We start from the raw sequence: 26,402 nt of genomic DNA, 5'->3' as shown, positions 1-26,402 counted from the left end.
CGAATCGCGTTGAGTAGCGGGGGTTTTGTGGCGAACGGCAGTGCGAAGCGACGTCCCACCATCGGGATGATCACCGCGGGCCCGCTCATCGAGCTCGCGGGCGAGCAGTGGCGCGGTGTCAGCGATGGGGCGTTGCACCTCGGATGTGACCTGCTCTGCTTCGTCGGCAGCGAGCTGGACCACCCCGACCTGCACAAGCGGCGCGCCAACACGATTTACGACCTGATCTCGCCGAACCGGATCGACGCCCTCGTGGTGTGGACTACGCGCGTGGGGCAGCTCATCGGGTCCGAGGGCATGCACGAGTTCGTGAAGCAATACGCGCCGATGCCGATCGTGAGTGTGGAGACCTCCCTCGCGCAGTGGCCGACCGTCCTCATGGACAACCAGGACGGCATGGAGCAGGCCGTTGATCACCTGATCGAGGTGCACGGCAAGCGCAGGATCGCGTTCGTCAGGGGTCCGCAAACGCATGCGGGGGCTCAGGAGCGGTACCAGGGATACCTGGACTCGTTGCGCAAGCACGGGATCGCGTTCGACCCCGAGCTGATCACGATGCCCGGTTCGTTCATCTGGGAACCGAGCGGCGCGGCCGACGCGGTCCGGAAGATGCTCGCCAGCCTGGAAGAGCCGCCGGACGCGATCGCCGCGGCCAACGACGACTACGCCATCGGTGTCGTGTCCGCGTTGGAGGAGCTGGGGTTCCGCACGCCGGAGGACGTCGCGGTCGTCGGGTACGACAACCACACCAACGTCCGCACGCACGACCTCGGTTACGTCACCGCCACGGGCCAAGGGCCGCCCGACAGGGTCCACCGCGAGGTGAACATCGACGCGGCGACGCCCGCGTTCACCACGGTCAGGGCGCCGTTCCACGAGATGGGCTTCCGGGCCGCGGAACTGGCGCTGGCGCTCGTCAACGGCGAACCCACGCTGCCGAGGCAGACGATGCCGACCGAGCTGATCGTCCGCCGGTCGTGCGGGTGTCTGCCGTCCGGCCTCGGCGACCACGCTCCCGCACACGGCCGGCTGAACATCTCCGAGTCGGCGACGGCGGCCACGGTCGCCGACCACCTGCGCAGCTCGCTCGGGCCGCTCTCCACCAAGCTGCCGGAAGGCTGGGCCGAGCAGCTCATCGTCGAGCTCATGGCGGCCGGCCGTGGCGAAGTGGAAGGTGCGGAGTTCCTCAAGCTGCTCGCCGCGTACATCAGGGCGAGTGCGCGCGCCGGGTGCGAACCGGAGCGTTGGTGGCCACCGCTGTTCGATCTCCACCGGTTCGTGACGGCACGGATCGTCGACGCCACGCTCATCAACGACCTGTGGCTGCGCGTGCAGCTTCTCGTCGGCGATGCGTTCGCCACGGACGCACGGTTCAAATATCTCTCGCACGAACGCCACGACCAGACGGTGCGCGAAGCGGGGCAACGGCTCATCGCGTCGAGGGACGTCGACGAGCTGACGAACGCCCTCACCGAGGAACTCCCCCGCCTCGGACTGCCCGGCTGCCACGTCATGGCGTACGACACCGCAGGCACGGCGCGCGTGCTCGTGCGGTACGAGGACGGTCAGCTCAAGGACCACCCCACGAGCCCGTTCCCCGCCATCAACCTGACGCCGTACCCCTTCAGAAGAGACCGCCCCTTCAGCGCCCTGGCCGCGCCGCTCTACACCGACGAGGACCACCTCGGGTACGTGATCTTCGAGCAGGGCCCGGAACCCGGCTGGATCTACGAGGCCGTGCAGCAGCAGCTCAGCAGCGCACTGCGAGGTATCCGCCTCATGCAGGAACTGAAGGACGCGCGTGCACGGCTCGAAGAACGCGTCGGCGAGACCGAAGCCCAGCTCAGGCACGCGCAGAAGATGGAAGCCATCGGCCGGTTGACCGGTGGCATCGCGCACGACTTCAACAACATCCTCACCGTCGTGAACGGCAACAGCGAGATGCTGCTGCGACGCACCCCGCCGGACGACCCGCGCCGCGTGGCGATCGAGGACATCAAGCACGCCGGCGAACGAGCGGCGAACCTCACCAGGCAGCTGCTCGCGTTCACCCGCCAGCAGGTCCTGCACCCGGAGTCGCTCGACCTCAAGCACAACCTCACCAAGGTCCACTCGATGCTGCGCACGCTCGTCGGCGACCGCATCGAGCTGGAAATGCACCTTCCGGACGTCGCACAGGTGTGGGCGGACGCGGGCCAGGTCGAGCAGATCCTCTTCAACCTCGCGGTCAACTCCCGCGACGCGATGCCCGACGGCGGCACGCTCACCATCGCCATCGGGGACGCCACGCTCGGCCACGGCGACACCGGCCGGATCGTCGGCGTCCGGCCCGGCGACTACGTCGTGATGCGCGTCCAGGACACGGGCGCGGGCATGGCGCCGGACGTGCAGGCGCAGGTGTTCGAGCCGTACTTCACCACCAAACCGGTGGGCAAGGGCACCGGTCTCGGCCTGTCCACGGTGTTCGGCATCGTGCAGCAGTCCGGCGGCCAGATCGAGCTGATCAGCTCACCGGGCAGGGGCACGACCATCGAGGTCTACCTGCCGGTGCCGCACGAACGCGATGGCACGCCCGAAGCTCCCTGCGCGCGCCGCACCACCTCACACCAAGGCGCGGGCACGGTGCTCCTGGTCGAGGACGACGCCCAGGTGCGGATCATGACCCGCCGCTCGCTGGAGGCCGCGGGCTACGCGGTGATCGAGGCGAGCGACGGCCAGGAGGCCCTGCAGCTCGCCACGGCCCACCGCAGCACCATCGACCTCGTGCTCACCGACGTCGTCATGCCGAAGATGGGCGGCCCCGAACTGGTCCGGCTGCTGCGGTCAACGGGCGCGGCCCCCGCCGTCATCTACATGTCCGGCTACACGACCGACGAGGTCCTCGACGACGAGGTGCTGATCACCAAGCCGTACGTGGAGTCGGAAATGCTCGAGCGCGTGCGAGACGTGTTGAGTCAGGACGCCTGAGCACGACGCGCGACCGCCGCACGGACCGTTTCGTCGAGCTTCTCGATGCGGAACGGCTTCTGCAGGTACCCCGCGATGTCGTGCCCGGCGAACCGCCGCTCCAGCGACGTGCGGTCGTGGCCGCTGGTCAGCACGACCGGCACCTTCAGCCCCTCGTGCCGCAGCTCGGCCAGCACCTCCTCGCCGGACAGGCCCGGCATGCTGTGGTCGAGCAGCATCGCGCCGATCTCCGCGCTGCGTTCGCGCAGGATCGCGATCGCCTCGGTGCCGTCGCTGGCCTGCAGCACTGTGAAGCCGAGCTCCTCGAGCAGGCTGACGGTGTACCTCCGCACGGGGTCCTCGTCCTCGACCACGAGCACCAGTCCGGCTTGCGACATGCGCGTCAGTATGCCGGAAACTATTCGTGTCCTCAGCACCAGGTCGACAACTATTCTTGGTAATTCTTCACGAACTGCTCCATCAGTGTGACCTGGGCCATTTGGATCACACCATTGGTTGTGGGTCTGCGCTAACCTTCGCGCACCGCTGCCGCTCCACGCTGAGAAAGAGGCACCAGGAAAGGCCAACTTCATGCGTAAAGCGACGGCAGCAGCCGCTATGGCCGTGCTGTTCACATTGTCGTCCGCACCCGCACACGCCGCCACGATTCCTTCGGAGCGGGTGACGATCGACGTGGTGACGGTGAACGGTTCCGGGTGCAAGCAAGGCACCGCAGAAGTGATCGTCGCACCGGACAACACCTCGTTCTGGGTGATCTACAGCGACTACCTCGCCCAGGCCGGCAAGGGTGCCGATGCGACCGACTTCCGGAAGAACTGCCAGCTCACACTGCAGGTGAACTCTCCTCAGGGCTTCACGTACGGCATCGCGGAAGCGACCTACGGGGGCTTCGGGCACCTCGAGCGCGGCGCCATCGGGTACCAGTCGGTGAATTACTACTTCCAGGGTCAATCGGCCACCACCACGTGGAAGCACGCCTTCAACGGGCCGTTCGACGACAACTGGACGATCACTCACCGGACCGAGTTCTCGGAGATCGTCTGGGCTCCGTGCGGCGAAAAAAGGGGACTCAACGTCAACAGCTCGCTGCGTGTTGACAAGGGCTCTTCGGATGTCGATACAAACAGTTTCATGACCATGGACTACCAACGCGGAGAAGTGCGCACCCTGCATCACTTCTCGTGGAAGCGCTGCTGATTTTCCGCCAGGCCGCCGCCCCCCTCTCAACCGCCGCCGCCCCACCCTGCGAGTTGCGTTGGAAAGGTGTCCCATGCTCAACGCGGTTGCCGCTGCCCTGCTGGCCTCGTCCATCATCATCCCGCCCGGCGCGCCGAACGAGACGCCGCCGCCCGACCACATCACGATCGACATCGTCACGATCAACGGCTCGGGCTGCCCCGCGGGCACGGCAGCCGTCGCGGTCTCCGAGGACAACAAGGCCTTCACGGTGACCTACAGCGACTACCTGGCCCAGGTCGGCGTCGGCGCCAAGCCCACTGACCTGCGCAAGAACTGCCAGCTCAACCTGCGGGTCAACGTGCCGCAGGGCTTCACCTACGGCATCGCCCAGGCCGACTACAGAGGTTTCGCACATCTGGAGCGAGGTGCGTACGCCATCGAGAAGGCCAACTACTACTTCCAGGGCATGTCGCAGACGGACTCCATCTCCCACCGCTACAACGGCCCCGTCAGCGACGACTGGCAGGCCACCGACACGACCGAAGTGGCCGCGATCGTCTACTCCCCGTGCGGCGAGAAGCGGAACTTCAACATCAACACCGAGCTCCGGGTCTACCCGGGCTCGTCGAACACCGCCACGACGACGAGCTTCATGACGATGGACTCGACCGACGGCAACCTCGACACGACCTACCACTTCGCCTGGAAGACGTGTCCGTAACCACCTCTCGCGGCTACCGCACACGCCCTGTGCGTGTGCGGTAGCACATTTGTGAGCGCAGCGCCGTACCAATCCGCGTTGTCGACTGTCTGCACTGTGTGACGAGGCAGGTCGGGGCGAAGGGGCAGCAGTTATGCCAACCGCGACATACGCGCAGTACGGTGAGGGCCGGAAGGCTCACAAGGGAGGTCGGATCCTGACCGCCACGCTGCTTCCGGCCAGACGCGCTCACAACGTCGAGGCCGGCTCGCGCTGGTCTTTTCTCGGCGACCGCCGCCAGATCCTCATCGACCTGGCGCTGGTGCTCGTCGCGCTGCTGGACGTCTGGCTGAAGGGGCAGTGGCTCAAGGCCCTCCCGCCCGACCCGGACTTCCCCGCGATCGAGGCCTACCAGGAGTGGTTCAACTGGCTCGCGGTCGCCGCGCTGCTGGTGCGCCGCCGTTTCCCGTTCGTGGTCGTCCTGCTGACCATCCCCGGCTTCTTCACCGGCTGGGCCCAGATGGCCGCGATGATCGCCCTCTACACGGTCGCGCGCCGCTACATCGGCGGCTGGCAGACCATCGTCGCGGGCGTGCTGGTGTGGTCGTGCCGGTTCATGAGCTGGCCGCCGTCGGAGTTCACCAAGACCCCGATCTCCGGCCACTTCCACTCGGCGATCTACGGCTTCCTCGTGGTCGGACTGCCGATCGCGATCGCCCTGCTGGCGCACGCGCGTCAGGAGCTCTCCGACCGGATAACAGAGCTCGCCGAGTCCCGCGAGAGAGAACGTGTGCTGCACGCGCACGCCATCAGAGCGGACGAACGGGCAAAGCTCGCGCGCGAGATGCACGACGTCGTCTCGCACCAGGTCAGCCTCATCGCGATGCAGGCCGGTGCGCTGCGCATGGCCGTGGTCGACGCCGAACACAAACAGGTCGCCGGCACCATCCGCACGTTGTCGACACGCACTCTCGACGAACTCCGTCAGCTCGTGTCAGTGCTGCGCGCGCCCGAGGACAACCAGCCGGGCGTCGACGAGCTGCCCGAACTGGCCGCCGACGCGGGCTTCGAGGTGTCCGTGCAGCTCAAGGGCGCGGTGCAGGACCTCGCCGCACCGGTGTCCGGCGCGGTGTACCGGACGGTGCAGGAGGCCCTGACCAACATCCGCAAGCACGCCGTCGGGGCGAGCGCGACCGTGCTCATCGACGCGGACGACAACGACGTGCTGGTCGAGGTGCGCAACACCGCGTCCGTCAGCCCGTCGTCGACGTTGCCCAGCGGTGGCCACGGCCTGGTCGGCCTGCGCGAGCGCGCCACCCTGCTCGGTGGCGAGTTCTCCGCGGGCCCGACCGAGGAGGGCGGCTTCCTGGTGTCGGCGTCGTTCCCGAAACAGCGAACGGTGTCCTCCGACTAGCGGTTGTGCCTCTTGAAGGCGTGGTACGACTGCTTGGGCTCCAGCAGGTACGGCGAGTTGTCGTCGTCGAACCGGTCCCGCACGGCCCTGAACAGGCTGTACGCCGCCATGTCGTAGTCGCGGTCGCGGCACGTGGGGTTGTGCGGGAGGTCCGGCGAGATCACCGAGTACAGGTGCGCGCCCGCGACCTTCTCCTGGTCGAACACGCGCAACATGCGGGCGATGTGGTCGGCCTGCTCGCGTTCGTTGCGCACGACGCCAGGCTTGATCACCGGCGGGTCCGCCTCGAAGTCGAGGACGTCCCACCCCATGCCGCCCGCCTCGGCCGCGCCGGTGAAGGTGCAGCAGCCGAACTCCAGCACCATGATCGGCTTGCCCCAGCGCCGGTACTGCTCGAAGTCCGTCGTGTACTCGGCATCCGTCTTGAAGTACTGGTAGTAGTCCAGGCCCACGAGGTCGAACAGCGACCAGTCGTTCCACAGAGCGTCGGCACCGGCGGCCGCGCCGTACGTGATCTTGCCGCGGAACTCGCGCCGGGTGACCTCGACGGCCTTGCCCATGAACTCGCGGAACCGGCGGACGATCGCGGGCCATTCCGTCTCCGGGATCGACTCGACGCCGCGGATCCGGTCCAGGAAGGTGGCGCCGGGCAGGATGCCGGGCGTGAACAGGAAGTGCTCGCAGCCGGTCACGAACGTGACGTTGTCCCCGCGCCGCTGCCGTTCGGCCTGACGCGCGGCCTCGGCCATGTGCGTCAGGACCTCCTCCTGCGAGCGGTCGTAAAGCCGTGGCTGGACGAACACCTCCATGCCGTGCCGCAATGCCGTGGTCGTCGTCTCGGCGAGCCTGCCCAGGTCGCTGCCGAACGCGCTGACGGACGGGCACCGCAACTCGGACGCGATGAGGCCGATCTCCCGCTCCAGCTGGCCGCGACTCCACCGCACGCGGCTCAACGGCTCCCCCGCCGCACCCTGGACACCCGTGTCGTAGGCGACGCCACCGCGTAATCGGCCTGCCGCACTCGCCGTGCCCGCACCCAGTCCCACCAGCGCCGCAGCTCCCAGCGCAGACCTCAGGAACACCTGTCGGCTGATCATCTTTCCCCCTGACTAGTTGCTCAACTAGGCTACTAGTCATGCAACCAGAAAATCGGTCGGGCGGCCAGGAGAAGCGGAAGAGCTTCATCGAGGACGCCCGGCGGGGGCAGATCGTGGCGGCGACGATCGAGACCATCGCCGAGATCGGGTACGCGAAGGCGTCGTTCGTGCAGATCGCGAAGCGCGCTGGCATCAGTCCCGGGCTGATCACGTACCACTTCGCCCGGCGCGAGGAACTGATGAAGCAGGTCATGCGCACCGTGCACGACTCGATGGACCACGCGCTGAGCACCCGCGCCGAGGGCTCCGAAAACTACTGCGCCGCGTTGCGCCACCTGATCGAGGGCTTCGTGCACTACTGCGCGGAGCACCCGTCCGAGCTGATCGCGATCGGGCAGATCGCCGGCGCGGCACGGGACGCCCAGGCCGCGCAGGAGTGGTACCAGGGGCAGGCCGCCGCGACGCTCACCGAGATGGAGGACATGTTCCGCGAGGGCCAGGAGGCAGGCGAGCTGCGGGCGTTCTCGCCGCGGGTGATGGCGGTGTCGATCATCGGCGCGATGGAGGCGGCACCGGGCGAGCTGATGGCCCACCCGGACACCGACGTCGCTCAGTACGCGAAGGAGCTCGCGGACCTGTTCGAACTGGCCGTCAGGCGCGCTTAGACGCGATCGACGCGCTGATCGCCGCCGCCGCGCCGAGCACACCGCACGTCAGCGCGATGGGCAGCGTCGGCTCGTACGTCCGCAGCACGGACACGAGCAGCCACACGGCCAGACCGAGCCCGAACCCGAGCGGCACCGACGCGATCACCGCGGCCACACCGGTCTGCCGCTTGCGCAGCGCCCGCAGGTTCGACTCCAGATAGGCGAAGGTGAAGAGCAGCAGCAGCGCGGAACCCGTGCCCATGATGCTCAGCCACGGCGTCCGGTCCGACCCGAGCCCGAACGTCCCCCACGGCCCGTCCGTCTTCGCTGTGACGACGCCGCCGACGATCCACCTCGCGGCACCCGGCAGCACGAAGCCGTCCGGCCCGCGCTCGGTCACGTCCGCGAGCGGGATGTCCGCCAGCGTCACGGTCAGCCGCGTGCCCTCGACGTTCACCGGTGCCGCGAGGTCCTGGGTGATGGCCCTGCCCGGTACCGCTCCTGTCACGAACGGCACGATCGCCAGTGCCACCAACGCGATCGCGGCCACCAGCCACAGCGCCCACGGCGTCGACGGCGGCTTGATCACGTCGGAGGCCGGCACCAGCGTGCTGCTGCCGCTGAGCCGCGCGGCCGGGACCGGGTCGACCAGCGTGGCGCGGATCGGTTGCTGCGACAGGGAAACCGTGTCGCGCTCGACAGGCCTGAGCGACGGCCGCGTGGACGACGCCGACACCTGCGGCGCGAGGTGCACCGGAATCCCGAGGCGGGTCAGCCAGCCCGGGCCGAACAGATGGCCCGCCGCGCCCGCTAGGTCGATCGCGAACGTCTCGGCGTTGCGGTACCGCGCGTCCGGCTCGCGCGCGATGCTGCGCATCACCACGCCCGCAAGGGGTTCCGGCACGTTCTGCAACGGCCGCGGGTCCTGGTACACGCGCTTCTGGATCATCGCGATCGGCCCGCCGCCGCGTTCGAACGGCAGATCGCCGGACAGCAGCTCGTACAGCACGGTGCCGGTCGCGTAGACGTCCGCGGCGGGCGTGAGCGCGTTGCCCATCGCCTGTTCCGGCGCGATGTAGGCGGGCGTGCCGAGCACAGCGCCGCCGTGCGTCACGAGAGTCGCACCCTCCGACACCACCTGGGAGATGCCGAAGTCCGCCACCTTCACCACACCGTTGGCGGTGAAGAGCAGGTTCTTGGGCTTCACGTCGAGGTGCAGCACGCCGGCCTCGTGCGCCGCGTGCAGACCGGACAGCGTCGCCAGCACGAGCGCGCACGACTGCTGCGCCGTGAGGCCGTCCGAGGCGAAACGCGACCACACCGTGCCGCCGTCGAGGCGTTCCATCACCAGCAGGTGCTCGCCCTGCTGCCGCACGTAGTCGTAGACCGGGACGATGTGCGGGTGGTCGAGCCGGGCCAGCAACCGGGCCTCGTGCTCGAAGCGCTCGCTCATCCGCGGGTCCTCGGCCACCGCGTGCGGAAGCCGTTTGATCGCCACAGGACGCCCGAGCTGCCGGTGCACGCCACCGTAGACGACGCCCATCCCGCCCTCGCCGATCTGCTCGCCGACGGCGTACTGCGGCAGGGCGGCGACCACACTGGACAAAGTCACCGTTGAATCCTCACGGTATCCATTTCGGACGGTTGCTGCTCACCGGGATGCGGCGTCACGTAGCCAAGAACAAACGCGGCAGCCGCGGCCACGAGGATGAACGGGATCTCGGCCGTCGGCGACGGCGCCACCAATCGCAGCACTGACAACGAAATCACCGCCACGAGCCCGGTCCCGATCCCGGCCGGCAGGAACCGCATGGCCCGCTGCCAGCGGTTCGGTGGCAGCCTGCGCCGCGCGAGCGCGATCAACGCCCCGGCCCACGACAACGCCGTCAGCACCAGCACCCCCAGCCCGAACGCCCCGTACACCGACCAGAGCGAGCCCTTGATGTCGCCGGTCGTCTCGACGGAGGCGACGACGTCGCGCTGCACGTCGATCGCCTCGACCGTGACCGGAAGGAGACCAAGCGCCTGCGACCCGAGATCCGTGGGCTCGAGCGGGAACGACCGCGTCTCCGAGGACTTAGGCGGGACGTCGAACGGAACCGTTGTGTCGTAGGTGAAGAAGGTCAACGCCAGCGCCGTACCGCTGATCCGAACGGTCTTCACGCGCTGCACAGTGTTCGTGTTGTTGCGGACCGTGATGGAGACGCGCGCGGTGTCCGAGGGGTTGAGCACGAGCGTGCCTACTCCAACCGGCCTACCGTCCACATCGGCCTCGAGCAGAACAGACCCGTCCTGTGCGAACGCCGTTGACGGCAGCAGCATAATTCCGCACCACAGCAGTAAACCTGCACCGGCCATGCGACGTCTCACTAGCGCACCTTAGGTTCTATCCCGGGGAGAGGGAATGCGGTCTTTAGGCTTACTCGCGGCTGTAGCAGCCGGTGTTACGGTGCTGAGCGCCACACCGGCAGCAGCCCAGCAGCCGCCGACGCTCACGGCGAATCCGAACGCCGGCATCCCCGGATCGGCCTTCAAGGTCGCGTGGACCGGAGTCTTCTACGACCCCGACTGCACCACTTACGCGGCTAACGTCCTGTGGGACGGCAAGACCGTAGTCGGCAGCGGCCAGGGAAGTGGTCGCGGGACGGGTTCCGGTTCGGCAACGGTTCCGGCAAGCGCCGCAGCAGGCGCCCACCGCGTCGAAATCCAACTGGTGTGCCAGGGCGTGCGCCCAGCGGGCACGACGTTCACCGTCCGGGTCCCACAGACGACCACCACGCCCCCGCCACCGACCACCCAGCCACCCGTCACCAAGCCTCCGGTGACGAACCCACCGGTGACCAAGCCCCCCGTGACGCGCCCACCCGGCGTCACGACCACCACCCCCGCGACCACCACAACGACCACGGACACGCCCTCGTCGTCCTCCGAGCCCCCGTCCTCGTCCTCCAGCGAGCCGTCCAACCCCGGCGACGGCGTCCTGGTGCTCGACAAGGAGAACATCCAGCCCGGCGAGGACCTGACCGCAACCGGCACCGGCTGCCCCAAGGGCGCCGACGTGACGCTGAAGTCACTGGGCCAGGACGTGGGCAAGACCACTGCGGACGACAACGGCGAGTTCCGCTCCCCGGTGAAGTTCGCGAACATCGAACCAGGCCGCCACAAGGTGCGCGCGGAATGTGGCATCACGCTAGTCGGCAACGTAGACGTGACCCTGTCCAGCTCATCCGGCGGCTCAACCAGCACACTCGTGGTGCTGCTGTTCTTCCTCCTGATCGGCGCAGCAATGCTCCGCCGCCAGTTCACGGGCCTGCGCCGCTAGCAACCGCGAAGGCGAAGCCGAGCCGTCCTTCCGTGCGGTTCCGGTGGGGTGGTCCCGTCACGAGTCGTGCCTGATCGTTTGCCGCGCCAGGATCGGGTGTCAACCGGACACGCTTTTCGTCCGGTTGACACCCGATCCTGGCGCGGCTCGCTCCGGCTCGGCTGGTGATGGGACCACCCCACCCGAACCGCACCACCTACGGAACAGGCAGCCGCCGAACGCAACAGGCGTGCCATCAACCCGCAAGCGGCGCTGGCTGGTCTTTGATCAGATTGGCGGGGTTCGGGGCGGAGCCCCGCGCCCTAAAACGCGACTCGCCCAACGCAAGGTGACCACCCGCCCGGTCGCGGATCGCACGCAACGTGACTCGCTCAACGCAAGCCGCCCACCCACAAAGCCGCGGATCACAACCCCAACACAACGCGAAGGGCCCCCTCTCCGCAGAGGGGGCCCTTCGCGTTGTTCTCCCAAAGCCAGACCTACGGCTCCTCACGCTGACGACGCAGCTTGGCGAGAGCCTCCTCGAGGATCGCCTCCCCGTCAGCGTCAGACCGCCGCTCCTTCACATACGCAAGGTGCGTCTTGTACGGCTCGTTGCGCGGAGGCGCGGGTGGCGTCTGCTCGTCCCGCCCTGCCGGCAGGCCGCAACGCGGACAGTCCCAGCTCTCCGGCACCTCCGCTTCGACCGCGAAGGACGGCCGGGACTCGTGACCGTTCGCGCACCAGTACGACACCCGACGACGGGGCGCGGACTCGCCGCGCTCCGATTCGCCCATCGGGCCTGCGCCGACGCGGGTACCGCGAATCGCGTTACCACCGGACATCGACCGTTACACCCCCACCAAGTGGTTACCCCAAGCCCCTGAGGGCTTCTGCCGCTGAACGGTTGATCAGGCTGACGGAGGCAGCTTGATCAGCAGTCCGATGCCCACGATGGCGATGACCCAGACCGCGCCGACGAACAGCGTCAGGCGGTCGAGGTTCTTCTCCACGACGGAGGAACCGGACAAAGTCGACTGCATACCGCCGCCGAACAGCGAAGAAAGGCCGCCACCACGACCACGGTGCAGCAGCACGAGCAGCACCAGCAGCACGCTGGAGACGATCAACAGGATCTGCAGGAACAGGACCATTTCTTCCTCACTGACAGGCAGCCGACGCCATAGAGTACCTGTTCGACTGCCGAACGTGTGCAACCACTTGGGGTGTGCGTTTGATTCAGATCAACTTAGGGTAGAGGCCCGCCGGCAGCCAGAGCACACAGCTTGGTGAATTCGTCCGCCTGAAGGCTCGCGCCGCCGACAAGGGCGCCGTCGATGTCCTTCTGCGCGATGAGCTCACCAATGTTGGACGACTTCACCGAACCGCCGTAAAGCACGCGAACAGTAGCCGCCGTCTCCTCGCCGTACTTCTCCGCCACGAACGAGCGGACCAGCGAGCACACTTCCTGCGCGTCGGCGGAAGAAGCCGTGCGGCCCGTGCCGATCGCCCACACCGGCTCGTACGCGAACACGATCTTGGCGACCTGCTCGGCGTTGAGACCGGCGAGACCGTCCTCGAGCTGCTGGCGAACCAGTTCCAGGTGCCCCTTGGCCTCGCGGACGTCGAGCTTCTCGCCGAAGCAGAAGATCGGCGTGACCTCGTGCTTCAGCGCGGCCTTGACCTTGGCGTTGACGATCGCGTCGGTCTCGCAGTGGTACTCGCGGCGCTCGGAGTGACCGACGACCACGTAGTGGCAGCCGAGCTTCTTGAGCATCGCGCCGGAGACCTCGCCGGTGTAGGCGCCGGATTCGTGCTGCGAGATGTCCTGGGCGCCGTACTTCAGCAGCAGCTTGTCGCCGTCGACCAGCGTCTGGATGCTGCGGATGTCGACGAACGGCGGGAGAACGGCCACCTCGACCTTGGCGAAGTACTTCTCCGGCAGGGAGAAGGCGATCTTCTGCACGAGGCCGATCGCTTCGAGGTGGTTGAGGTTCATCTTCCAGTTGCCCGCGATGAGCGGGAGCCGGGCTGCCATCAGGACTCCAAAACGCTGATGCCGGGGAGTTCCTTGCCTTCCAGGAACTCCAGAGACGCGCCACCACCGGTGGAGATGTGCGAGAAGCCGTCCTCGGGAAGACCCAGCGCGCGAACGGCCGCGGCGGAGTCGCCACCGCCGACGACGGTGAACGCGTCGGACTTCACCAGGGCCTCCGCGACGGCACGGGTGCCACCGGCGTAGGCCTCCTGCTCGAAGACGCCCATCGGACCGTTCCAGAACACGGTCTTGGCGTCGGCGAGCTTCGACGCGAACAGCTCGCGCGACTGCGGGCCGATGTCCAGGCCCATCTTGTCGGCGGGGATCGCGTCGGTGGCCACGACGTCGTGCTCGGGGTTGCCGAACTCGTCGGTCACCAGCACGTCGAGGGGCAGCACCAGTTCGACGCCGCGCTTCTCGGCCTCGGCGAGGAAGCCGCGGACGGTGTCCAGCTGGTCTTCCTGCAGCAGCGAGCCGCCGACCTCGTGGCCCTGGGCCTTGAGGAACGTGTACGCCATGCCGCCGCCGATGAGCAGCCGGTCGACCTTGGTCAGCAGGTTCGCGATGACGCCGAGCTTGTCGGACACCTTCGCGCCACCCAGCACCACGACGTACGGGCGCTCCAGGTCGTCGGTGAGCTTGCGCAGCACGCGCAGCTCGGCCTCGACGAGACCGCCGACGTACGCGGGCAGCTTCTTCGCCACGTCGTAGACCGAGGCCTGCTTGCGGTGCACGACACCGAAACCGTCGGACACGAACGCGTCCGCGAACGCGGCCAGCTCGGAGGCGAGTGCCTCGCGCTCGGCGTCGACCTTCGAGGTCTCGCGGGCGTCGAAGCGGACGTTCTCCAGCATCACGACGCCACCATCGGTGAGCGCCTCGACCACGGACTTCGCGGACTCGCCGACGACGTCGGAAGCCAGCGCGACCTCGCAGCCGAGCAGCTCACCGAGGCGAGCGGCGGCCGGGGCCAGCGAGAACTTCGAGTCCGGCTCGCCCTTGGGGCGGCCGAGGTGAGCGGTGACGATCACGCGGGCGCCCTCGTCGGAGAGCGCCTTGATCGTCGGCACCGACGCGCGCACACGGCCGTCGTCGGTGATCTTGTCTCCGTCGAGGGGGACGTTCAGGTCGGCGCGCACCAGGACGCGCCGACCCGCGACACCCTCGGCGAGCAGGTCGCTGAGGTTCTTCACGTGCTACCTGCTCAGATCTTCGAGGCGACGAGCTTGACCAGGTCCGCGAGGCGGTTGGAGTAGCCCCACTCGTTGTCGTACCAGCCGACGACCTTGACCTGGTTGCCGATGACCTTGGTCAGCGGCGCGTCGTAGATGCACGAGTGCGCGTCGGTGACGATGTCGGCCGACACGATCGGGTCGGTCGAGTACTTGAGGATGCCGGCCAGGGCGCCCTCGGCGGCGGCCTTGTACGCGGCGTTGACCTCGTCGACGGTGACCTCGCGCTTGAGCGTGACGGTCAGGTCGGTGGCCGAGCCGGTGGGGATCGGCACGCGCAGCGCGTAGCCGTCGAGCTTGCCCTTGAGCTCCGGCAGCACCAGGCCGATGGCCTTCGCGGCACCCGTGGAGGTCGGGACGATGTTCAGCGCGGCGGCGCGGGCGCGGCGGAGGTCGCTGTGCGGCGCGTCCTGCAGGTTCTGGTCCTGCGTGTACGCGTGGATCGTGGTCATGAGGCCCTGCTCGATGCCGAAGCTGTCGTGCAGCACCTTGGCCAGCGGCGCGAGGCAGTTCGTGGTGCAGGAGGCGTTCGAGATGATCGTCTGCGAGCCGTCGAACTTGTCCTCGTTCGCGCCGATGACGACGGTGAGGTCCTCGTTCTTGGCCGGCGCGGAGATGATGACCTTCTTGGCGCCACCCTCGTCGACGTGCGCGCGGGCCTTGGTGGCGTCGGTGAAGAAGCCGGTGGACTCGACGACGACGTCCACGCCGAGGTCCTTCCACGGCAGCTTGCCCGGGTCGCGCTCGGCCAGGGCCTTGATGACCTTGCCGTCCACGGAGATGCCCTCGTCGGTCACCTGCACGTCAGCGTCCAGACGGCCGAGGATGCTGTCGTACTTGAGCAGGTGGGCCATGGTGGCGACGTCACCGAGGTCGTTGAACGCGACGATCTCGATGTCGTGGCCGCCAGCCCTCACGGCGCGGAAGAAATTGCGCCCGATGCGACCGAAACCGTTGACACCTACACGAACCGTCACGACGGACTCCTTGCGTTCGACTGGCAGGAACGAGCCCAGCCTATCTGCCGAACTGCGCCGCTGGTCACAGGGATAGTGAGTATCTCTGGATCGAGCCAGAAAAACAGCGCCTGATTAGGCCGTTCGGCGGCGCAGGGCGCGGAGCATCCAGAGGTAGGCGCTGAGCTCCTCCGCGGCCTCCGCGGCGGTGCGGCACGCCTCGGGACTGTTCTCCTTCGCGTCCCTGCCGACGACGGCCGCGATCCGGGCGAGCCACTCGTCCACCACCTGGCGGTCCTGCGGCGGCACGAGCGACGTGTTCGGCTGTCGGATCTGCGTGGTCATTACCGGACCTCCTGAATCGGTGGCGGCGGCACCGGACAGGATCATGTCCACGCTCTGAAGGAGCCTTCAATACCCCGAAACAGCGGGTGTTACGGACCGTTACGCGCCGGTACGGTCAATTCTCATGACGGCCATTGCCGCCTGTGTGACATGTGGGGACCCGCTCACCGACACGGCCACCGGACGACGCTACTGCTCGAACGCGTGCCGGCAACGGGCGTATCGCGAACGCAGCTCGGCACGGGACGACTCTCCGCATGACTCGGCGTTGCCCGCGCCGCTGGACACCTTCGTGGGCCGCCGCGAGGAACTGGCGGCGCTGGCCCGGCTCTCCCCGGAGCACCGGCTGGTGTCGCTGGTCGGCCCGGCGGGAGCGGGCAAGACCAGGCTGGCCGTCCAGTACGTGAACAAACGCGCAGATCAGACGTGGTGGACCTCGCTCGCGTCCGCGTCCGGCGTCGTGCAGACGATCTACCACGCGGTCGGCGCGCTCCTGCTGCCGAACCGCTCGGTGCGCGACGCCGTGATCGCCGAGATCGAGCAGCACAAGCGTCCGCTGCTCGTGCTGGACAACTGCGAGCACCTGCTGGCCGAGGTCGCCGACGTGGCGTCCGACCTCCTGGCGTGCTGCCCCCGGCTGCGCGTCCTGGTGACCTCCCGCGAGCCTCTGCGGCTGGCCGGCGAACAGGTTTTCGCGGTCGGCGAACTGGACCTGCCGCCCGCCGGTTCGGGCGTCACCGAGGCCCTGCGTTACGACGCCGTGCAGCTGTTTGGTGATCGTGCCGTCTCGGTAGACCGCTCATTCGAGATCGACGCCTCGAACGTCGCCGACATCGTCGCCGTGTGCCGGTCCCTCGACGGGATGCCGCTGGCCATCGAACTGGCCGCGCGCCGCATCACCGTCCTGTCCCCCGCCGACGTCCTGGCGAGGCTCGGTGACCGGCTGGCGCTGCTGACCGCAGGGCCTCGCGCCTCCGACGACCGTCACCGCACGCTGCGCGCCGCGATCGGCTGGAGTTACGACCTGTTGTCCGACGCGGAACAGGCCGCCTGCCGTCGCCTGGCCGTGCTCGGGGTGCCGTTCGACCTGGGTGTGGCGAGCACGATCTGCGACGTCCCGGACGCGTTGGACCTGCTGAACAGCCTCGAGCAGAAGTCGCTGCTGGTCGCCGAACGCACCTCAGGGCACACGACGTTCCGTCAGCTGGAGTCGATCCGTCTCTACTGCCGCGAACGTGCGGTGGAGCGCGGCGACGTCTCTCTCGTGGCAGACCGCGTGGTCGACTGGGTGTGCTCCGTCGTGGAGCCCGAGATCTCGTCGTTCGCGCCGTCGCCGTCCGTCGTGCTGCGACTGGACCGCAACATCGGCCTGCTGGAACTGGCCGTGACCCGTACCGCCGAGTTGGGTGACTGGCCCCGTCACGTCCTCACGATCGTCGCCACGGCCTGGACCTCCACTCCGCGCGGCCCCCGCGGCGCCCCCACCGAGCTCCTGCACCACGCTCTGACCCAGCCGATGCCCGCGTCGTACCGCAGCGTGCTGACCGTCCTCGCGGCCACGCACCACCGCGTGCGCGGCGGCTGGCACGTGACCCGCACGTTCGCCCAGGAGTCCCTGGCCATCGAACGCGCCGCCGCGTCACGTCCCGGCACGTTGGCCCGTGCGCTGGAGGTGCTGGCGTCGGCGGAGGCCCACACCGGCAATCCCGGCCTGGCCTGGCAGTACTACGACGAGGCCGTGGCGCTGCTGCGGTCCACGGACGACAAGCTGGCCCGCGGCGTCCTGCTGAACTCCTACGGCTGGACGCTGCTGCAGCACGGCGAGGCGGACCTGGCCGCGCCGCTGGTCCGCGAGGCGCTGACGTTGATCCGGCTCATGGGCCTGCCGCACATGCTCAACCCGGCGCTGCACACCGCGGGCGCCATCGCGTTGGCGCGCAAGAGCTACACCGAGGCGGTGGAGGTGTTCCGGGAGAGCCTCGAGGTCGGCTCCGAGCATCCGATGGACCAGTTCTACGACCTCGAAGGCCTGGCGCTGGGGCTGGTCGGCGTGGGTTCCGACGACGAGCGCGCTCTGTCGTTGATGACAGCCGCTTCCGTGGTCCGGACGCGCTACGACTTCCGCGCCGAGCCGTACTGGCAGGAGCTGCTGGACGAGGCCCGGTCCGTCTGCCGCAGCCGCATCACCGCGGGACGGCTGCGCGCCGCCGAGTCGACCGGCGAGCGGATGTCGTTGCCCCAGGCCATTTCCTACGCCATGACCGCCCGGCCGGTCGCCGAGGACGACGACGGGACGATCTCCGCGCGCGAGCTGCACGTGGCGACGCTGGTGGCGGAGGGGCTGACCAACCGCCAGATCGGGCAACGGCTGGGGATCTCTCCCCACACCGTTGCCCGGCACGTGACGCACGCCCGGACCAAGCTGGGACTGCGGTCGCGAGCCCAGCTGGCCGTGTGGGCCGGGCGTCACACGCCTTAGTTCCGGGCGTCAGACTTCGGCTTCGAGCATCTCCGCCGTGACAGCGGACTCGGTGTCCGGCATGCCCAGGTCCTTGGCGCGCTTGTCCGCCATGGCGAGAAGACGCCTTATACGGCCGGCGACCGCGTCCTTGGTCATCTGCGGGTCGGACAGCTGGCCCAGCTCCTCCAGCGACGCCTGGCGGTGCGCGAGCCTGAGCTGACCGGCGGCCGCCAGGTGGTCGGGCGCCTCCGGGCCGAGGATCTCGAGCGCGCGGGCGACCCGTGCCGCGGCGGCAACGGCCGCGCGGGCCGAGCGGCGCAGGTTCGCGTCGTCGAAGTTCGCGAGCCGGTTGGCCGTGGCGCGGACCTCACGCCGCATGCGGCGCTCTTCCCACGCCAGCACGCTGTCGTGCGCGCCGAGCTTGGTCAGCATCGCGCCGATCGCGTCGCCGTCCCTTATCACCACGCGCTCGGCTCCGCGGACCTCGCGCGACTTCGACGAGATGCCCATCCGGCGTGCCGCGCCGACCAGTGCCAGCGCGGCCTCGGGGCCGGGGCAGGTGATCTCGAGCGACGAGCTGCGGCCGGGTTCGGTCAGCGAGCCGTGCGCGAGGAACGCACCGCGCCACGCGGCTTCCGCGTCGCACACACCGCCCGACACGACCGGCGCGGGCAGGCCGCGCACCGGACGGCCGCGTGGGTCGAGCAGGCCGGTCTGACGGGCGAGCCCCTCACCGTCCTTGACCACGCGCACGACGTACCGGGTGCCCTTGCGCAGTCCGTTCGACTGGATGGTGAACACCTCGGCGTGGTGGCCGTACAGCGCCTGGATCTCCTTGAGGAGCCTGCGCGCGGCACTTCCGAGGTCCAGCTCGGCCTCGACGACCACCCGGCCGGACACGATGTGCAAGCCTCCGGCGAACCTGAGCAGGGAGGACACCTCCGCGCGGCGGCAACAGGTCTTGGATACCGCGAGCCTGCTCAGCTCGTCCTTGACCGCCGACGTCATCGCCACGGGCTTGTCCCTCCCACTCCGGTCTCATCGACCACCTGCCTCAGGCAACCGGCCAGTGCCTCCGGATCATGCCGCTCGGCAGCGTCCGGTGCGGCGATCTTGGCCAGATGCGTTCGCGCGCCCAGCGCTGAAGCGGCTCGCGTCAACCGGTCCGGGGTGGGGACCGAGTCGACGTCGGCGATCACCGCGTCCACCTTCAGCTCGGGTGCGTGTTCGCAGACTACGTCCAAATGGCGCTCCGGAGAGAAACCGGCGGTTTCCCCCGGTTGGGGGACAAGATTGAGCACGAGGACCTTCTTGGCGCGCGTATGAGTGAGCGCGTCGTGCAGTTCGGGCACCAGCAGATGCGGCAACACGCTGGTGAACCACGATCCGGGGCCGAGTAGCACGAGATCGGCACCAAGTACAGCCTGTACTGCCTCCGGACAGCCGACAGGTCGCCCGTTCGGGGCAGTCAACCGGATCCGCTGCACGAGCCCCGGCGTGGTCGCGATGGCGACCTGCCCCCGGATGCGCCGCACGTCGTTCTCGTCCTCGTCCAGCCCGGTGACGTCGGCCTCGATGTCGAGCGGCTCGTTCGACATGGGCAGCACCCGGCCTTTGACCCCGAGGAGCCTTCCCGCGGTCTCGAGGACCCGCACGGGGTCGCCGAGCTGCTCGAGCAGCCCGGCGAGCACCAGGTTGCCGACCGCGTGACCGGCCAGCGCCCCCGTGCCCCCGAACCGGTGCTTGAAGAGCGACGTCCAGAGCACGCTCTGCTCGTCGTCCCCGGCCAGCGCCGCCATGGCCTTGCGCAGATCCCCCGGCGGCAGCAGGTCCGTGATCTCACGCCGCAGCCGCCCCGACGAGCCCCCGTCATCAGCCACGGTCACCACGGCCGTCACGTCGTCGGTGACCTTCTTCAGCGCCGTCAACGTCGCGTGCAGCCCGTGTCCGCCGCCCAGAGCAACAGCCTTCAACTTCGTCACTCGCGTCCCAGATCCCTGTGCACGACCTTGACCGCCATGCCGTCCTCACTGGCCAGCCGCGCCGCGAGCTCTTCGCTGAGCGCGACACTGCGGTGCTTGCCACCCGTGCACCCGATAGCCAGCGTCAGATACCGCTTGCCCTCCCTGCGATAACCGGCGCCGATGAGCCGCAGCAGCTCGTGGTACCGGTCGAGGAACTCCTCGGCCCCTTCCTGCGACAGCACGTAGTTGCGCACCTCGCCGTCGAGCCCGGTCTGCTCGCGCAACTCCGGGATCCAGAAGGGGTTGGGCAAAAACCGCACGTCCATGACCAGGTCCGAGTCCATCGGCAGCCCGTACTTGTACCCGAAGCTGAGCACCGTGACCCGCGTCCTGCTGGCCGCCTCGGTGCCGAACGTGTCCTCGATCTTGGCCCGGAGCTGGTGAATGCTGAGCGCACTGGTGTCGAGCACCAGATCCGCTTCCTGCTTGAGCGGCGTGAGCAAGATCCGCTCGGCCTCGATCCCGTCCTGCAGCCGCCCGTCCCCCTGCATCGGGTGACCGCGGCGCACCGCCTCGAACCTCCTGATGAGGACGTCGTCGGTGGCTTCGAGGAACAGCACGCGCGGCTTGTACCCGCGGGCGTCGAGGTCCTTGATGATCGACGCCAGGTCCTCGGTGAACGCACGGCTGCGCACGTCCATGACGACAGCGACCCTGGTGATGGCCCCACGCGCCTGCGCGCCGAGCTCGACCATGGTGGCGATGAGTTCCGGGGGCAGGTTGTCCACGACGAACCAGCCGAGGTCCTCCAGGCACTTGGCCGCGGTGCTGCGGCCCGCACCGGACAGCCCGGTCACCACGGCGACTTCGATGCCGGACTTCTCCGCGTTCACGACTACGACTCCGTTACCTGTTCATGAGCTCGACGCTCTGGTGTGTGCTCTGGCGTGTGCTGGTCTGGCTCTGGCGGGCGTGTGCTGGCGTGCTCTGATGTGTGTGCTCTGTGCTCTGAGCTCTGGTGTGGGCTCTGTGCTCTGCGTGTTGGCGGCTGCGCCACGACCCGGCGCGCCTTCGGAGAGTCTCCACCGCTCCTCGGTGTTCGCGCGGCAGGTTCGGCACTTGAGACGCTACGTGCCTCCGCGATCCTCGCCACTCGGTCGGGTGAACGTTGTCCGGTTCCACGCCTGCCGTCGTCTGGTAGATGTCCCGAAACCATGGTCGTCCACCTCCCCGCAGGAGGAAGGGGCGGGCGGACGCGGATCTGAAGGGCGGACGGAGCGGGCGGACGCGGACTGGCAACACGGACCAGGGTGGGACCGGGTGCGCGCTGGCCGGCAAGGCGAACGGGATAGGCGGACGCGGGCCGGCAAGACGGACCGGGGTCCGAGCGGGCGGGCACTGGCTGGCAGGACGGGCAGGCGCGGACCGGCACGACGGGCAGAGGCGCGAGCGGGTGGGCGCGACGGGGCAGAGGCGCGAGCGGGTGGGCGCGCGCCAGCAAGGCGGACCGCGACTCGGCCTGGCAACCACGCCGCGGCGAGGCGAAGGGTGGCAGCGGCGAGGCGCGCAGAGAGAAGGTGCCGAACAAGGAGGCTGGCAGCGGCAAGCCACGCAGCGAAAGCGCCGAGCGAAAGCCGCGCCGCGAGAAGGCTGAACGCGAGAAGGCCGAGCGCGACAAGACCGAGCGCGAGAAGCCGCGCCGTGAGAAGGCTGAGGGCGAGAAGGCCGAGCGCAAGAAGGCTCGAACCGGCGAAGCGATCCAGGCGCGGCGGGCGGTCTGGTGGAGCATTGCGGTCACGCCGTGATCGGGTAGCTCGACTGGTAGGCCAGCCTGGCGTCGGCGCCGGACGCGATGCGGTCCAGCTCGTCGTCCAGGGCCATGAAGACCTCCCACGGCTCCTGGTCGGCCGCGGTGGCGAGGCGGGCGGTCACCAGTTGCTCCAGGGCCGGGACGCGTTTGGCCTTCCACACCTTGTCGGCGAGGCTGACGAGCAGGTCTTCGAGTGTCACGTCGGCGGCGGTCCACGACGCGTGGGTGCGGGCGAAACGGGCCAGGCGCTCCGGGACGCCGCGGGAGAGCAGCAGCGCGTGGCCCGCGGGCTCGTGCAGGGAGCCTGGGGCGGACAACTCGGTGGGGTGCAGCACCTTGCCGATGTCGTGGGTGGCCGCGCCGAACAGGACGGCGGCGCAGTCGAAGGGCACGGCCGGGTGGTGCTGAGACAGCCAGTCGGACAGCTGGCCGGCCACGTCGTGCACCGCGCGGAGGTGCGCTACCAGGCGGGGCGGGGCCGCCAGGTCGGCCAGGTGAGCCACGGCGCTGGGAGGCAGCGGGTGCAGGCCGGCGGCCTCGGTCAGGGCCCGGTGCGCGAGCGACGTGAGGGTCAAGGCTTGGCCTCCGAGGAGGCAGCGGAAGCCGAGGGGGACGAAGCCGCGGTGGACGAAGCGGAGGCAGCTGCGGCGGAGGTCGAAGAGGCGGTGGCGGGGGTCGGGGAGGCGGTGGCGGAGGCGGACGTGGAGGCGGCAGAAGTGGGAGAGGCGGAGGCGGGCGAAGCGGAGGCGGGCGAAGCGGAGGCGGGCGAAGCCGAGGCGGGCGAAGCCGAGGCGGGCGAAGCCGAGGCGGGCGAAGCCGAGGCGGGCGAAGCCGAGGCGGGCGAAGCCCCGCCGAGGGTGGCCACTACTGCCTCGGCCGTGCGGCGGCCCACGCCTGGGACCTCGCTCACTTCGTCCACTGTGGCCTGACGGAGTTTGCGGACCGAGCCGAAGTGCTTGAGCAGGGCGGCTTTGCGGGTTTCGCCCAGGCCCGGGACGTTGTCGAGTTCGGAGACGATCATGCGCTTGGAGCGCTTTTGGCGGTGGTAGGCGATGGCGAAGCGGTGGGCCTCGTCGCGGACTCGTTGGAGCAGGTACAGGGCGTCGCTCGTGCGGGGCAGGATGACCGGGTCGGGCTCGCCGGGGACCCAGACCTCTTCCAGGCGTTTGGCCAGACCGACTATCGCCACGTCGTTGATGCCCAGTTCGGCCAGGACGTCGGCTGCCGCGGCGGCTTGGGGGGCGGCGCCGTCCACCACCAGGAGGTTGGGCGGGTAGGCGAACTTGCGGGGCTTGCCGGTGTCCGGGTCGATGCCCGGGTTGGGGCCGCCGGAGGCGGTTTCGCGCAGCATCGCCTGGAAGCGGCGGCGGACTACTTCGGCGATGGAGGCCACGTCGCCTTCGGTGGCGGCTTCGCGGATGGCGAAGCGGCGGTACTCGGACTTGCGGGCCAGGCCGTCCTCGAAGACGACCAGGGAGGCCACGACGTCGGTGCCTTGGACGTGGCTGATGTCGATGCACTCGATGCGCAGAGGCGCTGTGTCCAGGGCCAGGGCGTCCTGCAGTTCCTGCAGGGCGGCCGAGCGGGCCGTCAGGTCGCCGGCGCGGCGCAGTTTGTGTTGGGCGAAGGCTTCGGAAGCGTTGCGGGCCACCGTTTCCATCAGCGCGCGCTTGTCGCCGCGCTGCGGGACGCGCAGGACCACGCGAGAGCCGCGCTGTTCGGACAAAAGATCTTCGAGGGCCGGTGCGTCGTCCGGCAGCACCGGGACCAGGACCTCGCGCGGTGTGCTTTCCGTGTTGTCGCCGTAGAACTGCATGATGAACTGGTCGACCAGGGCCGCGTCGTCGATCGCCTCGACCTTGTCCAGCACCCAGCCGCGCTGGCCGCGCACCCGGCCGCCGCGGACGTGGAAGACCTGGACCGAGACCTCGAGCTCGTCCTGGGCGAACGCCATCACGTCGGCGTCCGTGCCGTCGCCGAGAACGACCGCCTGCTTTTCCATGGCACGGCGAAGAGCACCCAGGTCGTCGCGCAGGCGGGCCGCGCGCTCGAACTCCAGCGCGTCGGACGCGGCCGACATCTCGCGTTCCAGGCGGCGGACCATGTGGTCCGTCTTGCCCGCGAGGAAGTCGCAGAAGTCCTCGACGATCGCGCGGTGCTCGTCGGCGGAAACCTTGCCCACACAGGGCGCCGAGCACTTGTCGATGTACCCGAGCAGGCAGGGACGCCCGATCTGGTTGTGCCGCTTGAAGACACCGGCCGAACAGGTGCGCGCCGGGAACACGCGCAGCAGCAGGTCCAGCGTCTCGCGGATGGCCCAGGCGTGTGCGAACGGGCCGAAGTAGCGCACGCCCTTCTTGCGCGGGCCGCGGTACACGTGCAGCCGCGGGTAGTCCTCGAAAAGCGTCACGGCCAGCACCGGATACGACTTGTCGTCGCGGTAGCGGACGTTGAACCGCGGGTCGAACTCCTTGATCCAGTTGTACTCGAGCTGCAGCGCCTCGACCTCGGTGGTGACGACCGTCCACTCGACGGAGGCCGCCGTCGTCACCATCTGGCGGGTGCGCGGGTGCAGACCCGCCAGATCGGCGAAGTACGAGTTCAGCCTGCTGCGCAAGCTCTTCGCCTTGCCGACGTACACGACCCGGCCACCGGCGTCGCGGAACTTGTAGACGCCGGGAGCCTCAGGAATCGTGCCCACTGCGGGGCGGTACGTCGAGGGATCTGCCACGCCGTCAAGACTAACGACGGGGTCTGACAAAAACAGAAAGGGTCACGCGAGCACCACCTGGTCGCCGTCCACGCGAACGGCCACAGCGCGCAGACCGGTGGTCGCGGGTCCCTTCTTCACCTTGCCGTCGGCCGACGAGAACTGGCTGCCGTGCGAAGGACACGTGATGGTTCCGTCGGAAGGCTCGGCCACCGTCGAACCCTGGTGCGTGCAAGTCGCGTCGTACGCCTTCACCTCGGAAGCCGAGATCCGCGCGACGACGATCTTCTTGCCACCAGGCCCGTCGACGAGCGCGCCGCCGCCTTCCGGCACGTCGGCCAGGGCCACCAGGGTGGTCCCGGGCTTCCCCGTGGATCCGGTGGGAGTTGTGCCAGAAGCAGGAGCAGAACCCGAGGAGCTGCTGCAAGCGGTCACGAACCCGCTGGGCACGGCAAGTGCGACAACGATTCCGCACAGCGCCGTCCGCCTGCTGACCGGGCTTTCGGTGTTCACGACCGTTCCTCCGTGGTGGTGGGTGTCCGGGGTCACACCACAGCATTACGCGAAACGGTCAGCGAGAGTTCAGTCCGAGGCCCAATGCACAGCAACCTCACAGGTCTCAGGACAACACCAAATCCTCACCCGAAAGAGCGACAGGAACCTCTTTCAACCCCGAAGTCGCAGGTCCTTTGCGGACCGCGCCCGTCGAAGGGTCGAAAGCGCTCCCATGCAGCGGGCAGGTGATGACACCACCGGCGGGAGGGTTGACCAGTGAGCCCACGTGGGGGCAGGAGGGGTTGAACGCGCGGAATTCACCTGATCGAGGCTGCACGACCAGAAGCTGGGCGTTGCCGGGCATGTCCACCAGCACGCCACCACCGACGGGGACGGCCGAAGCGGCACCCACGCGGTCCCCTGGCCGGGCGGTGCCGACACCGCCCGTCTTGCGAGGAGCAGGCTCGCCACAAGCGCTCAAGGCAGCGAGCCCGCACAACAACAACGCTGAACGTCGATCCAGAGACACGAGCACCGATTATCGGCGCTGGTCCTCCGCGGCAGCCGTCCGGGCCAGTGCGAGCACGGCGGTGAACGGCGGGAACCAGTGCCGCGAGTGCGACGGCGGGTTGGCCCACCGCAGCGATCCGTACCTGGTCATCGTGGGTGGCAGCGCGATCCGGTGCGGGGATCGCACGAACTGGACCTCGGGCGGCGCCTTGAGGTGCGTCGGGAGCAACGCCACCAGCTCGGCCAGGAAGATCCAGTGCTCGCGGGGGCCGGGGATGACGGTGACGGGCCCGGCGAGCATGCGCGACTTGAGGTCGGCCAGCACGCGCGACCCGATGCGCGCCGGCATGGCGAGGGCTGTGGTGGCGGGCCCGAGAGGGAGGAACACTCCCTGCTCGGTGACGTTCACCTGCCAGCCGAGTAGGCGGTAGCCGGCGACGGCCTCGCCGATCGCCCGATCGTGTCCCCTGTTCTGAGGGATCCCGGCACTCCCGGTACCGGTCTCCGCGGTCGTGAGGCTCATCGGCGGTCGTCCTCCCCGTTCGTGGGTCAGGCACTGCCAAAACCGCGGGGATC

The 26,402-nt window shown here is 68.8% G+C and carries 26 protein-coding genes; 8 read left to right on the top strand and 18 right to left on the bottom strand.

The genetic code is table 11. The features are described from left to right. Positions 1–27: 27 nt before the first annotated feature. Positions 28–2,967, top strand: coding sequence for a substrate-binding domain-containing protein (locus ABZ345_RS08065; RefSeq protein ID WP_359844184.1), 2,940 nt, complete (start codon positions 28–30; stop codon positions 2,965–2,967). On the opposite strand, the gene ABZ345_RS08060 is transcribed toward ABZ345_RS08065, so the two are convergent. After that, positions 2,955–3,344, bottom strand: a complete 390-nt coding sequence (locus tag ABZ345_RS08060) for a response regulator (protein ID WP_359844182.1) — start codon at positions 3,342–3,344, stop codon at positions 2,955–2,957. The two genes, ABZ345_RS08065 and ABZ345_RS08060, sit on opposite strands and share 13 nt — an antisense overlap. A 283-nt stretch (positions 3,345–3,627) precedes the next feature. Between ABZ345_RS08060 and ABZ345_RS08055 the strand changes: the two genes are divergently transcribed. The 3 genes from ABZ345_RS08055 to ABZ345_RS08045 all read left to right on the top strand — a co-directional run bounded on the left by ABZ345_RS08055 (position 3,628) and on the right by ABZ345_RS08045 (position 6,260). After that, positions 3,628–4,164 carry a DUF4360 domain-containing protein gene (locus tag ABZ345_RS08055; RefSeq protein WP_359844180.1) on the top strand — a complete coding sequence of 179 codons (537 nt, stop codon included), beginning with the start codon at positions 3,628–3,630 and terminating at the stop codon, positions 4,162–4,164. A 73-nt stretch (positions 4,165–4,237) separates the two neighbouring features. Next, the gene (locus ABZ345_RS08050; RefSeq protein WP_359844178.1) at positions 4,238–4,867 is read left to right on the top strand and encodes a DUF4360 domain-containing protein; all 630 of its coding nucleotides are present in this window, start codon (positions 4,238–4,240) and stop codon (positions 4,865–4,867) included. Positions 4,868–5,000: 133 nt separating this feature from the next. Continuing rightward, the gene (locus tag ABZ345_RS08045; protein ID WP_359844176.1) at positions 5,001–6,260 is read left to right on the top strand and encodes a histidine kinase; all 1,260 of its coding nucleotides are present in this window, start codon (positions 5,001–5,003) and stop codon (positions 6,258–6,260) included. On the opposite strand, the gene ABZ345_RS08040 is transcribed toward ABZ345_RS08045, so the two are convergent. Beyond that, entirely contained in the window at positions 6,257–7,357 is a 1,101-nt protein-coding gene (locus ABZ345_RS08040) for a hypothetical protein (RefSeq protein ID WP_359844175.1), read from the bottom strand. The two genes, ABZ345_RS08045 and ABZ345_RS08040, sit on opposite strands and share 4 nt — an antisense overlap. A 38-nt stretch (positions 7,358–7,395) precedes the next feature. Here ABZ345_RS08040 and ABZ345_RS08035 point away from each other — a divergent pair, with 38 nt between their 5' ends. After that, positions 7,396–8,022, top strand: a complete 627-nt coding sequence (locus ABZ345_RS08035) for a TetR/AcrR family transcriptional regulator (protein WP_359844173.1) — start codon at positions 7,396–7,398, stop codon at positions 8,020–8,022. Here ABZ345_RS08035 and ABZ345_RS08030 read toward each other — a convergent pair. Together ABZ345_RS08030 and ABZ345_RS08025 are read right to left on the bottom strand one after the other, a co-directional pair. Further along, positions 8,009–9,616 carry a serine/threonine-protein kinase gene (locus ABZ345_RS08030; RefSeq protein ID WP_359844171.1) on the bottom strand — a complete coding sequence of 536 codons (1,608 nt, stop codon included), beginning with the start codon at positions 9,614–9,616 and terminating at the stop codon, positions 8,009–8,011. The two genes, ABZ345_RS08035 and ABZ345_RS08030, sit on opposite strands and share 14 nt — an antisense overlap. Beyond that, complete coding sequence (locus tag ABZ345_RS08025) at positions 9,613–10,326, bottom strand: hypothetical protein (RefSeq protein WP_359844169.1); 714 nt, start codon at positions 10,324–10,326, stop codon at positions 9,613–9,615. The genes ABZ345_RS08030 and ABZ345_RS08025 overlap by 4 nt, the downstream gene beginning before the upstream one ends. 127 nt (positions 10,327–10,453) lie before the next feature. Between ABZ345_RS08025 and ABZ345_RS08020 the strand changes: the two genes are divergently transcribed. Beyond that, complete coding sequence (locus ABZ345_RS08020; protein ID WP_359844167.1) at positions 10,454–11,326, top strand: hypothetical protein; 873 nt, start codon at positions 10,454–10,456, stop codon at positions 11,324–11,326. A 479-nt stretch (positions 11,327–11,805) separates the two neighbouring features. Here ABZ345_RS08020 and ABZ345_RS08015 read toward each other — a convergent pair whose 3' ends face one another. The 6 genes from ABZ345_RS08015 to ABZ345_RS07990 all read right to left on the bottom strand — a co-directional run bounded on the left by ABZ345_RS08015 (position 11,806) and on the right by ABZ345_RS07990 (position 15,876). Then, the gene (locus ABZ345_RS08015; protein WP_030478110.1) at positions 11,806–12,150 is read right to left on the bottom strand and encodes an RNA polymerase-binding protein RbpA; all 345 of its coding nucleotides are present in this window, start codon (positions 12,148–12,150) and stop codon (positions 11,806–11,808) included. Between the two features lie 66 nt (positions 12,151–12,216). Next, positions 12,217–12,459: a preprotein translocase subunit SecG gene (gene secG, locus ABZ345_RS08010; RefSeq protein ID WP_359844165.1), complete on the bottom strand. Its 243-nt coding sequence runs from the start codon at positions 12,457–12,459 to the stop codon at positions 12,217–12,219. 95 nt (positions 12,460–12,554) lie between these two features. Further along, a complete protein-coding gene (gene tpiA / locus ABZ345_RS08005; RefSeq protein WP_359844163.1) occupies positions 12,555–13,343 on the bottom strand; it encodes a triose-phosphate isomerase in 789 nt (262 codons plus the stop codon). Continuing rightward, positions 13,343–14,536: a phosphoglycerate kinase gene (locus tag ABZ345_RS08000; RefSeq protein WP_359844161.1), complete on the bottom strand. Its 1,194-nt coding sequence runs from the start codon at positions 14,534–14,536 to the stop codon at positions 13,343–13,345. Before ABZ345_RS08000 ends, tpiA begins: the two co-directional genes overlap by 1 nt. 11 nt (positions 14,537–14,547) lie before the next feature. Then, positions 14,548–15,552: a type I glyceraldehyde-3-phosphate dehydrogenase gene (gene gap, locus ABZ345_RS07995; protein WP_045316964.1), complete on the bottom strand. Its 1,005-nt coding sequence runs from the start codon at positions 15,550–15,552 to the stop codon at positions 14,548–14,550. A gap of 114 nt (positions 15,553–15,666) precedes the next feature. Next, positions 15,667–15,876: a hypothetical protein gene (locus ABZ345_RS07990; RefSeq protein WP_359844158.1), complete on the bottom strand. Its 210-nt coding sequence runs from the start codon at positions 15,874–15,876 to the stop codon at positions 15,667–15,669. Between the two features lie 124 nt (positions 15,877–16,000). Here ABZ345_RS07990 and ABZ345_RS07985 point away from each other — a divergent pair, with 124 nt between their 5' ends. Continuing rightward, positions 16,001–18,355 (top strand): LuxR C-terminal-related transcriptional regulator, encoded by a 2,355-nt coding sequence (locus tag ABZ345_RS07985; protein ID WP_359844156.1) that lies wholly within the window; start codon positions 16,001–16,003, stop codon positions 18,353–18,355. A 9-nt stretch (positions 18,356–18,364) separates the two neighbouring features. Here ABZ345_RS07985 and whiA read toward each other — a convergent pair whose 3' ends face one another. The 3 genes from whiA to rapZ are packed head-to-tail and all read right to left on the bottom strand — an operon-like array spanning position 18,365 to position 21,194. Next, entirely contained in the window at positions 18,365–19,351 is a 987-nt protein-coding gene (whiA, locus tag ABZ345_RS07980) for a DNA-binding protein WhiA (RefSeq protein ID WP_355297454.1), read from the bottom strand. Beyond that, positions 19,342–20,310 (bottom strand): uridine diphosphate-N-acetylglucosamine-binding protein YvcK, encoded by a 969-nt coding sequence (yvcK, locus tag ABZ345_RS07975; RefSeq protein ID WP_359844470.1) that lies wholly within the window; start codon positions 20,308–20,310, stop codon positions 19,342–19,344. Before yvcK ends, whiA begins: the two co-directional genes overlap by 10 nt. A gap of 5 nt (positions 20,311–20,315) precedes the next feature. After that, positions 20,316–21,194: an RNase adapter RapZ gene (rapZ, locus tag ABZ345_RS07970; protein ID WP_359844154.1), complete on the bottom strand. Its 879-nt coding sequence runs from the start codon at positions 21,192–21,194 to the stop codon at positions 20,316–20,318. 684 nt (positions 21,195–21,878) lie between these two features. On the opposite strand from rapZ, the gene ABZ345_RS07965 reads away from it, so the two are divergent. Beyond that, the gene (locus ABZ345_RS07965) at positions 21,879–22,106 is read left to right on the top strand and encodes a hypothetical protein (protein ID WP_359844152.1); all 228 of its coding nucleotides are present in this window, start codon (positions 21,879–21,881) and stop codon (positions 22,104–22,106) included. Here the strand turns inward: ABZ345_RS07965 and ABZ345_RS07960 are convergent. From ABZ345_RS07960 to ABZ345_RS07940, 5 genes are all read right to left on the bottom strand, one after another. Next, a complete protein-coding gene (locus ABZ345_RS07960) occupies positions 22,096–22,686 on the bottom strand; it encodes an HD domain-containing protein (RefSeq protein ID WP_359844150.1) in 591 nt (196 codons plus the stop codon). The two genes, ABZ345_RS07965 and ABZ345_RS07960, sit on opposite strands and share 11 nt — an antisense overlap. Then, positions 22,683–24,842 (bottom strand): excinuclease ABC subunit UvrC, encoded by a 2,160-nt coding sequence (gene uvrC / locus ABZ345_RS07955; RefSeq protein ID WP_359844148.1) that lies wholly within the window; start codon positions 24,840–24,842, stop codon positions 22,683–22,685. The genes ABZ345_RS07960 and uvrC overlap by 4 nt, the downstream gene beginning before the upstream one ends. 42 nt (positions 24,843–24,884) lie before the next feature. Then, positions 24,885–25,334 (bottom strand): Rieske (2Fe-2S) protein, encoded by a 450-nt coding sequence (locus tag ABZ345_RS07950; RefSeq protein WP_359844146.1) that lies wholly within the window; start codon positions 25,332–25,334, stop codon positions 24,885–24,887. A gap of 106 nt (positions 25,335–25,440) precedes the next feature. Further along, entirely contained in the window at positions 25,441–25,680 is a 240-nt protein-coding gene (locus ABZ345_RS07945) for a Rieske (2Fe-2S) protein (protein ID WP_359844468.1), read from the bottom strand. A 174-nt stretch (positions 25,681–25,854) separates the two neighbouring features. Continuing rightward, positions 25,855–26,349 (bottom strand): hypothetical protein, encoded by a 495-nt coding sequence (locus ABZ345_RS07940; RefSeq protein WP_045316946.1) that lies wholly within the window; start codon positions 26,347–26,349, stop codon positions 25,855–25,857. Positions 26,350–26,402: the final 53 nt, after the last annotated feature.

The sequence above is a fragment of the Lentzea sp. NPDC005914 genome (assembly GCF_040629405.1).
Classification (GTDB): Bacteria; Actinomycetota; Actinomycetes; order Mycobacteriales; family Pseudonocardiaceae; genus Lentzea.
The sequence above is the reverse complement of the archived record's forward strand: the minus strand, read 5'-3'. Positions and strand labels throughout refer to the sequence as shown.